Origin of the sequence: Parabacteroides distasonis ATCC 8503 (assembly GCF_000012845.1) — a bacterium.
Taxonomy (GTDB): Bacteria; Bacteroidota; Bacteroidia; order Bacteroidales; family Tannerellaceae; genus Parabacteroides; species Parabacteroides distasonis.
The window spans coordinates 3,081,230-3,091,101 of the sequence record NC_009615.1 but is presented as its reverse complement, the minus strand read 5'-3'; the positions used below and the strand labels follow the sequence as shown (position 1 = coordinate 3,091,101).

The following is a 9,872-nucleotide window of genomic DNA, read 5'->3' as shown; positions in this document are numbered from 1 at the left end:
TATTTTTCAGCCCGGAGGTGTAACCTATGGGAAACTGTTGCGTCAAATTAGCAAACAATATGAATGAATCAATTAAAATTATACAGTTATGATGGATTTTATTTCTGTTCCGCTAGTTGTCGGAATCGTTTGTGCAGGTATTTACGGATTATTTGAGTTGTTTGTTCGCAAGAGGGAACGTTTGGCGATTATCGAGAAGATCGGTGATAAACTGGATACCTCTGCTTTCGATGGTAAATTGGGACTGCCTAACTACATGCGAAACTTCTCGTTCAGTAGCTTAAAGGCCGGGTGCCTTTTGGCGGGAATCGGATTAGGTTTGTTGGTAGGCTTTATTATTAATATGTGTATGGCGACAAATTCTTATTATGATGATGGTTGGTACAGGCATGAGGTAGCGGGTACGGCTTATGGGGCTTCGGTTCTTTTGTTCGGGGGAATCGGCTTGATAATAGCGTTCGTCATTGAGCTGAAACTAGGTAAGAATAATAAATAGCCATAGGCTTGCCTGTATAGACGTAGCGTGCTGCATGCAGCACGCTACGTCTATACTACAGGTAGATCTCCCCGAAGAATTCAGGACAATGGAAATTAGGCTCGGGAAGGTCGATCGGACTCCAACTAACGAAATGCGGATTCATTGTTTCATCGGCGCATTTATAGAAGTTCCCTAGTATTTTCTCCGGCAGATTACTAGGATCTAACCCCATCAACTTGAGTGGTATGACTACGATTAAGTTCCATGTATGAATACCTTTAATCTCCTCGAATGCCCTTCTTCTCACGGATGGGAGTCTTATGATGCTTTTATACTCTTCTTGCGAAAGCGACGTCTTGATATCCCGTGAGGTACGGCGGGCGGCATCGCAAGTCCCGATACAATTAAACTCGAAATTCATATAATGCGAGTCACCTTCCTTTTTCATGAAGAATTCCACGCAACTATCCTTATGGACCGAGGAATTGTCCATCTCATAAGACGCCTTTAGCGAATTACCCTGCACGCTATATCGTATATATAGATTTTTCTCTGTCCGGGCTATATTAAAAGCGGTGATCGGCTTATATGGATACTCATGCCAATTGGCATGGGTGAGGAACTCACGTTGGGATTGCACCTCAAGAATCGGTTCTATGGATGTTATATCGAGTACATCCAGAACAGGGATAACAGGAACTTTCAGTCTTTTCATTTTAACTATAGATTTGAAGTAAAGGCCATTGTAAGTAGGAGGTCAATAAAACCGATAGGGCACCGATAATAGACAATACGATAATGACAGAGCCCACGATCCGGTTCAGTAACCAAATACCTCTAACGTTGAACCATTTTCTCAGTTTTCCAATAATATATGTTATGCCGAACCACCAAAGAACGGCCCCTAACCCTATGCAAACAATGCCCAATACCAGCAGCCAAAACGAATGTTCAGGCAGCACGAAACCAAACCGGGCGAATAATCCTATATAGAGCAAGACGATTAACACGTTGCTAAAGGTAAGTAGAAAAGCTGTAATAAAGTCTTGGGTGAACGATAATTTTTTTTCTCGGTGTTTCTTTAGGTTCCTAGTCGGGTTGCTTTGGAAGATATAATACCCGAAAATGCCGAGAACGATACTTCCGATCAATTGCAGGGGCGCTTGGTTCGCCTCCACGAAGTTGACCACAACTCCCATGCCCAGACAAGTCAGTGCCGCATAAATCACGTCGGATAGAGCGGCCCCTAATCCGGTGACGAACCCGTGCCAACGTCCTTTATTTAGTGTTCTTTGTATACAGAGCATACCGATGGGGCCCATGGGGGCCGAAACCAATACACCTATAATGATTCCTTTACTAACGATTCCTAGCATTAAGTTGAGTCTCTTCTAGTTTCTTGGGCAAAGATACATCCATTCCGCGATAAAAAAAAGGTAAAAAACGTAAGATACTGTAGGGACGAGGCTCGCTCGTCCCTTATTTCGGGAAATTGGGACTGTACAATAGGGTCGTATCGAGAGTCATCAATTTACCGTCTTTCACGAATGAATCTCCTCGCTCGGACAGATGCTCTACCATCATCTTGCGTAGTTCGGACAACTTATTCTGATAGGCTGCGTCCTCACTAAGGTTATGTGTCTCTCCCGGGTCTTCCCGTAAATCGAACAACTGCTCGCTTCCGTTGTGGAAATTCCAGATATACTTAATCTTCCCATCGGTAAGGGCTGCCCAGTAATTATCGTCGCTATAGCAAGTGGCATGCTCCATGTCTATATAGGGGCGCCATTGTTCCTGCTGGCCTTGGATCAGCTTGAGTAAAGACCGCCCGTCCATATCGGGAGGAACCGACCCGCCGGCGATATCGATAAAGGTAGGCAAGAAGTCTCTCAGTTCTACAGGTTGTTCTATGCTGCTTCCGTCCGGTATGGATTTGGATATACCGGCGGGCCATTTTACGATATAAGGAATATGGGCCGAACCCTCGTACGGATAGGTTTTCCGCCAATGATAATGATCGCCCAACATATCACCATGATCCGCCGTGAAACAAATCAGGGCATTGTCGTACATACCTTTGTCTTTTAGGGTCTGGATGATTTGCCCTACTTGATCGTCGATAAAGGTGATATTGGCGTAATAATGGCGACGGGAGTTTATGGCATACGCATCCCCGAAATTACCGAATGGGGCATCCGATGCTCCTTGGAGAGGATCTTTCGGCTCGGCGTATTGTCCGCACCAATCTCCTATATGGGGTTTCGGGATATCTGCGTCCTTATACATATCCAGATAACGTTGAGGCGGATCATAAGGACTATGCGGGCGGGCGAATGATACCTTGAGGAATAAGGGCTTGTCGTTGTCGTAGTTCCGGATCAACTCGCAAGCGGTCTGTCCGGTCCAAGCCGTAGGATGAAGCCGTTCGTCTAACTTATAGACACCGGCGGCATGGTCGTTCCAGCCGATACCCGTAAGATCCGGGTCTTTGCCGGGTGCCTGCAATTGAAACCATTCCCGGTAATCGCTGATGAAATCGGGACTTTCCACCCGGCCACTCTCGTCGATCAAGGTCGCGTGGAATCCGTGAAGTGCTTTCTGCGGAAACCAATGCATCTTACCGATCCCGAAGGTATAATACCCCAGATTCCGCATCATCTGAGGCATCTCGTAACGATACTTCAAGGCCATGCGTCCGTATCCCAGCATACCATGATGCCAAGGAGACATCCCGGTCAATAAACCGGCCCGTCCCGGAGTACTACTTGGAGCGGAGGAATATCCGCTCACGAACAACGAGCCTTCTTGCGCCAGCCGGTCGATATTCGGTGAGATCACCGCCTTGTTTCCCATGCAGCCGAGGGCGTCGCCCCGTTGTTGATCGGTCATGATCAAGATGATATGCGGCTTACCGCTCTTTACGGGCATGGCGGGAGAGACGGCGGTCTCTGCCTCTTTCCCGCTTTTGCTATGCGTCATCCCCGGAAGTGTCGCACCCAGACCGATTCCGAGGGATGATTTAATGAAGTTTCTTCTTTCCATTATTTAGCCTTGATAGTGTGATCCCGAACTCCTTTTAAGATTCCCTGCAATTGGAAAACGATCTCCGGATGTTGCAAGGCCTTGTTTCCTTCCTCGTAGACCTTCGTCATGTCGTATAACTGAGGCTCGGGGGAATATCCGGTCTCAATCTTCTCATATTCCATGATAGCGGAACCTACGCTCGGCTCGATATATTTCCAATCTTTCGTACGGACGGAGAGTGCCTTATTAAGCGCTTGCTCGATTACCCACGGGCGGTCTTCCTTGCTTTTCCCGATCCAAGTATCCAGATAATCATAACTATCCGGCGCGCTTCCTTTCGGAAGACGGGAATTCGTCAGTGAGGCAAGGGAGGCGAACCAGTCGATCTGGCTCACTAGCGCATCTGATACGGCGGCTTGCTTGATCTCCTTTGGCCAATGTACGATAGCCGGGATACGGGTTCCCCCTTCGAAGGCACTGTATTTATTACCTCTAAGCGGGCCGGCGGGTTTATGATCGCCTAATAGCTCCACGGCCCGGTCCGCGTAACCATCGTCTACGACAGGTCCGTTGTCGCTTGACAAGATGATCAAGGTGTTTTCCGTCAATCCCATCTCATCCAATGTTTTCATCAATTGGCCTACGCTCCAGTCGAATTGCTCGATAGCGTCGCCCCTCACGCCCATCGGGTTCTTTCCCCGGAAACGGTCGTGCGGGAAGCGGGGTACATGCACGTCGTTCGTGGCGAAATACATGAAGAAAGGCTTCTCTTTATTCTCCTTGATAAAATCGATGGCGTGTGTCACGATAGAATCGGCGATATTCTCGTCTTTCCAAAGCGCCTTGCCGCCACCTTTCATGTAACCGATACGGCTGATTCCGTTTACGATGGATTGGTCGTGCCCGAAACTAGGCTTCTGGTTGTATAATAATTCCGGATTATCTTTTCCGGTCGGCTCTCCGGGAAAGTTCTTCTGGTAACTGACATAGATCGGGGCATCCGGATCGTAGTTCGCCACCTGCCCGTTCTCGATGAATACGCAGGGGACGCGGTCTGCCGTCGCCGCCATGATATAGGAATAATCAAATCCCAGATCGCCAAGGGCGGTGGGGAGTGGGGCGTTCCAGTCTTGCTCGCCCGCTTTGTCTCCTAGGCCAAGATGCCATTTGCCGATAGCGGCCGTGGCGTATCCCGCGTTCTTGAACATATCGGCTATCGTATAACGCTCCGGTCGTATGATCATTCCGGCGTTTCCTGCGGCGATGTCCGTTCCCGGGCGGCGCCATGCGTACTCTCCGGTTAGCATGGAATATCGGGAGGGCGTACTGGTAGAGGCGGTTGCGTGAGCGTTGGTGAAGCGGATACCGTTCTTGGCGAGCCGGTTGATATTCGGGGTTTTCACTTGCGTGCCGTCGTAGCATTCCAAGTCTCCATATCCCAAGTCATCCGCATAGATGAACAATACGTTTGGCGTTCTAGGTGTAATGTCTTGTCTCTGTTGGGCTTTTGCGATACCGGCTGTAAGAAGCGAGGCACCGATCCCTACGATAAGTGTTGATTTCATGTTGTTTATTATTTAGATGTTCTATAAAGAGTTTGTATTATGACTCTATTTCGTTATCAAAATCAAGAAGGTTATCTGTCTGGTATTTATCAAAATCGGATTGGAATAGACGGTCTTGAATGATACGGTATTTCTCAAATCTTTTCTTATCAACGACATAGCCGCGAATGGCAAACTTGTAATATTTAGTTGCGTAGCTTTTGCCATCGGAAGCAGTTCGTCGGAATTTCCGACAGACTGAGTCTTCTTGTAATTCTTGGCTTTGAAATATATTTTGTAGATGTTCCGTGATAGTGGAACGGCTTTTATCGAACAATACGGCAATAGCATCCTGCGTCAGCCAAAGGCTTTCGTCTTGATATAAGACTTCTATACCTTCTTCTTTATTTTCTATTTGGAAAATAAAGAATTCAGCCGTGCTGTTGTGTATCTGCAATTTCTTATTCATGGCATGTTCTATGGACATTAATTATATACAAAAATAACCAAATTATTTCAGAATCAGGGTAACTACACCAAAATATCTATGAGATGGAGCTTAGGAAGAAATGCTTTTTGGCTCTGGTTAAAAGGGGGGCTTATCGTATATTTTCATGTACGCTCTTGCTCCTTATCGAATGATGCTGTAAAAAGTCGTACGTGTTTCCCGAAAAACATGTACGACTTTTTACAGAAACACGTACGTGTTTTTCAAAAATCACAATCGTGTTTTTTTAAGGTGTTGATATTAAGCAATTTATATATTTGTGCCATTTGTATACCTTATTGTATATTATTATTACCAAGACGGAACACGCACTGCCTATACAAGAGTGGGTAATATTGATATTGAAGGGTATGCACATGACATGGGATTCACTTCCTACCCAAGTGGATGCCAGCAAACATTCTTGTAAATGAAGAAAAGTTCGGAGAGTGAGTTCGGAGACACTGCGGATAAGCCTAAAAATATAGGTAGAACAGCACAGAAGATCATCGACCTTGTCATTTCCGACCTTTCTATGTCAGCCGAAGCTATGGCTTATAAAATTAGGTATAAGTTCCCGTGCTGTAGAAAAACAAATCGCAAAATTGCGTTCTATGGGTATATTGTCTCGTGAAGGCGCAGACTTTGGTGGTTATTGGCGTATTATTTTAAGTTACCATTTTGAGGGGATGAGACGCAGCACGCTGCGTCTCTACAACTGGAGACAAAATTGGGCGAAAAAAGTAAGTTAGCTTGCTTTGGAAGTGAGGTATTGGAGTTTGAAAATCAAATAAAATATTATACATTTGCATGACTGGATAAGTCAAAGCGAATAATTGGTATCAAACAATGATAAACTAAAAAACATATGGATTATCTTAGGTTGAAATATTATTAATACGTATATTTGCGACAAGAAAAGGCTTTTTAATTAAGAGCCTCGTGTTGCGTGTGATATTTGTGCTGTAGGACGAAAATCGGCTAATTTTCTTAAATCTCCCTATGCACGAAGAAGGCCCCGCAACCCTTTACTGGATATACGTGTTATCTATGCTAATATAGTATGGATATATTTTGTATACAGATAAAGGGGGCGTGTGGCTGACTTTATTGGGAGTTGGGTCTTAGCCGAACCTTCGTCTACATAAATGTTCAGTCCTCGCCCTTCCTTTATTTTATAAGAAAGGACCACTACTTAACAAAAGCCATATAGCGCTCGTCTTTACGAAGGACATCTTTTCTAAAACATGTCTGGATCTTGTAAATCTAATAATTAATCATGTAAAGTGAATGGCTTATGGACGCTTGTAATATTGATGAGATCCAGAATCTCTTTATTTACTACTCCGCTTGTTTCAGCAAGTATTTTCCAGAGTTAGGGTTTTATTGTAATGAGAGGGAATTCCAGATACATGGTATCGTGCGGAGATATAGTGACATTACGGGAGTGTCCCATGATGGCTCTTATTTCTTAATTGAGATGCGAAAAGAATACCTGATCTACTTACCGTTATTGGTCGGTTCCAAATTCCGCATTTTAACTAAACAAAAACAACTTTATTCGTAATACAATCTTATGCTTATGCCAGAACTCATATCCATAGAAGAAGCCGCCCGTATTACCGGTTTCCCGTACGAGGAGATTGAAGATTGGGTAAAATCCCGAAAGATAACCTCTTTCCATACGAGAACCGGTACACGTATGGTAGATCCTGAGAACCTACGTGATTTCATTGCCCATATCGAACATCTAGGGATTCAAAAACTATACTTGCAACTGGTCATTCAAGACAAGGAGGAGGAAGCCGACGAGATTATCGCCCAGTACGACGATTACCTTTTCTGCCTACAATCCTTAAAGAACATCTCTCCCCTACTTAAACAAATCATCGCCGAACTATCCACATTTATAGATGATAAGCAAGATCGGTATATATTCACGGAAATAACCTCTGGGGCAAAAATACTGGACGTAGCCAAACGCTGCGATATATCTTACGATAGGATGTGCTACCGATATAAGAACATAGTACTCCGCTTGCAGGAAAACACCGGATTCTTAGCCGAATATAAGAAAACGATCAGCTGTCAAGACCTAGAGATAGAGCGCCTGCGGCTTGAGAAGCGAAACATGGAATATGAGCTGAGAACGCTCTATAAAGCAGTCCTCAAAAGTGGCTTGAGTCTCGATGCTCCGAAATCGTCGTTCGACATCCCCACGGATGCGGCCAGACGGATCTCCCTACCGGTCACAAGCCTAACCCTGTCTCCCTACATCCGTAAATGCCTCCAAAAATTGGAGCTGGAAACTATGGAGGACCTATTGCGCTACGCTAGGAAGAAAGGGCTCGATTCTTTGTTGAAGATCCCGGGATTCGGCCCTCTCGGTTTAGACCAGTTAAAATTTCAGCTGGAAAAGCATAAGATCATGAATAAGGCCGGAGACTCGGATCTCTATCAATACATCATCAATGAACCGGATAGCTGAACACAAAAAGAGCCTCTCTTCACAGGGAGGCCCTTTTTATGTGATGCCGGAAATAACCAATAAAAACTTCCCGACACTACGGTGTTAATCATCTTATATGCTTACATAAAATTAGCAGAAGGCTTTGGTTTGCGATATACTAATAGTGTTACATTCTTTTTGACATTGCAAAGATACGTCGGCCTATAAGGGTGCGCAATACCTATATATATGTAAAAAAGGAGAGCTCATACCTATTAATTGTTATATATCTTTTCATGGAGATCGATTTTTAGAACTAATGATCTTCTCGCTTGTAATAACTAACGCTTACCTCTGAAATAATACAAAACCGTATTTTCCAAAATTAACTATCAAGTTGTCTTGCGGGTCAATAATGGGGCCTATTCGGTATGACGTCTTGAAAATATTCTTCCGGGATACCTATGAGTAGGTAATTAGGGTCTCATTTTACCTACTTCGGGCGATTGTAGCAAATTCTCAGCCCCTGTAATTTTGCCAAAAATTATAAAACGCAATGAGAACGTTAACAAATTTATTAGCGATTGGATTACTTTCCTTTACCGCTCTACATGCTCAAGAGAGTAATATGAGCTCTACCGTAAAGGCATCGGAGATGTATGCCGACGGTTTTTCTAAATTCCGTTTTGGAGGATATGGTGAGATGGCTGCCAGTTATATGGATTATGACTGGAATTGGGTGACACCTCAAGGTACATCACATATGAATCGGGCTACTGTCTCTATCCCTCGTTTTATTTTAGCTTTTGATTATAAGTTCTCTCCCAAATGGGTACTGAGTTCCGAGATTGAGTTTGAGTATGGAGGAACAGGCGCCGCACGGGAAGTGGAGTGGTACGAGGAGAATGGAGAATATGAGACCGAGATCGAGAAAGGTGGCGAGGTCGCCTTGGAGCAGTTCCATATCTCTTATCTGATGAACAAGCATTTAAACTTCCGTTTTGGACATATGATCGTACCGGTAGGCTTGACCAACGCACATCATGAACCCTTGAACTTTTTTGGTGTATATCGTCCGGAAGGAGAGACTACCATATTACCTTCTACTTGGCATGAGACGGGTGTGGCTCTATTTGGTGATTTAGGAAATTTCGATTACGAGTTACAAGTCGTTTCCGGTTTGGACCCACAAGGTTTCCGTATGGAGAACTGGGTTGGCAAAGGTACGCAAGGCGCTTTCGAGGAAACTCAATTTACGCATCCTGCCTTTGTGGCTCGTGTCAACTATAATGGAGTGAAGAAATTTAAAGGCTTACGTGTGGGCGCTTCTTTTTATTATAACCAACCCTCTAAGAATAGTAGCAAACCGCTGCGTAACCAAGGTGAGAAATATCCGCTTACCATCGTGACGGCGGACGCTCAATATAAAAGTCCGAACAATAATTTGATCGCCAGAGGTAATATCGTTTACGGCCATCTGGGCAACAGCAACGCTCTGACGAAGGTAAACAATAACTCATCTTCAGCTTCCGGATATCCTAATTCAACCGTGGCGGAGACCGCTGTCAGTTATGCGGCTGAGGTTGGCTATAATGTAGGTTCCTTCTTTAGTCGGAAAGCCCCTAGAATTTATCCTTTCGTTCGCTACGAATATTATAATCCGATGCAATCCGTAGAAAAAGGCAGTAATAAACTGGCGGATAGACGTCTTCAAAAGAGCGTGATTACGGCTGGCCTTAACTATTACGCATTGCCTAATCTGGTCGTAAAGGCGGATTATGCGCACCGTATTGTAGGTAAGGGTGATTATAATAGCCAGAATATGGTTTCTGTCGGTATCGCTTATATCGGCTGGTTCTTATCAAGATAATAGACTATTAACAAATATAT

General features: G+C 44.6%; 9 protein-coding genes and 1 pseudogene. 5 read left to right on the top strand and 5 right to left on the bottom strand.

Translation table 11 applies throughout. The features are described 5' to 3' along the window. Positions 1-88: 88 nt before the first annotated feature. Positions 89-496 (top strand): DUF6249 domain-containing protein, encoded by a 408-nt coding sequence (locus BDI_RS13055; protein WP_011966910.1) that lies wholly within the window; start codon positions 89-91, stop codon positions 494-496. Between the two features lie 55 nt (positions 497-551). Here BDI_RS13055 and BDI_RS13050 read toward each other — a convergent pair whose 3' ends face one another. From BDI_RS13050 to BDI_RS13030, 5 genes are all read right to left on the bottom strand, one after another. After that, complete coding sequence (locus BDI_RS13050; RefSeq protein ID WP_005861151.1) at positions 552-1,193, bottom strand: carbohydrate-binding family 9-like protein; 642 nt, start codon at positions 1,191-1,193, stop codon at positions 552-554. 1 nt (position 1,194) lies between these two features. Beyond that, positions 1,195-1,854 (bottom strand): LysE family translocator, encoded by a 660-nt coding sequence (locus tag BDI_RS13045; protein ID WP_005861153.1) that lies wholly within the window; start codon positions 1,852-1,854, stop codon positions 1,195-1,197. 103 nt (positions 1,855-1,957) lie between these two features. After that, a complete protein-coding gene (locus BDI_RS13040; protein ID WP_005861155.1) occupies positions 1,958-3,520 on the bottom strand; it encodes an arylsulfatase in 1,563 nt (520 codons plus the stop codon). Next, positions 3,520-5,067, bottom strand: coding sequence for a sulfatase family protein (locus BDI_RS13035; RefSeq protein WP_008780675.1), 1,548 nt, complete (start codon positions 5,065-5,067; stop codon positions 3,520-3,522). The genes BDI_RS13040 and BDI_RS13035 overlap by 1 nt, the downstream gene beginning before the upstream one ends. A 37-nt stretch (positions 5,068-5,104) precedes the next feature. Beyond that, positions 5,105-5,515 (bottom strand): phosphoribosylaminoimidazolesuccinocarboxamide synthase, encoded by a 411-nt coding sequence (locus tag BDI_RS13030; protein WP_011966909.1) that lies wholly within the window; start codon positions 5,513-5,515, stop codon positions 5,105-5,107. A 454-nt stretch (positions 5,516-5,969) separates the two neighbouring features. Between BDI_RS13030 and BDI_RS21245 the strand changes: the two are divergent. The 4 genes and pseudogenes from BDI_RS21245 to BDI_RS13010 form a co-directional block, all read left to right on the top strand. Continuing rightward, positions 5,970-6,207: pseudogene (locus BDI_RS21245) on the top strand (transcriptional regulator); the annotation flags it as partial. A 623-nt stretch (positions 6,208-6,830) separates the two neighbouring features. Continuing rightward, entirely contained in the window at positions 6,831-7,100 is a 270-nt protein-coding gene (locus tag BDI_RS13020) for a hypothetical protein (protein ID WP_005861164.1), read from the top strand. Between the two features lie 15 nt (positions 7,101-7,115). Then, entirely contained in the window at positions 7,116-8,021 is a 906-nt protein-coding gene (locus tag BDI_RS13015) for a transcriptional regulator (protein WP_011966907.1), read from the top strand. A 517-nt stretch (positions 8,022-8,538) separates the two neighbouring features. Further along, positions 8,539-9,852, top strand: a complete 1,314-nt coding sequence (locus BDI_RS13010) for a porin (protein ID WP_005861166.1) — start codon at positions 8,539-8,541, stop codon at positions 9,850-9,852. Positions 9,853-9,872: the final 20 nt, after the last annotated feature.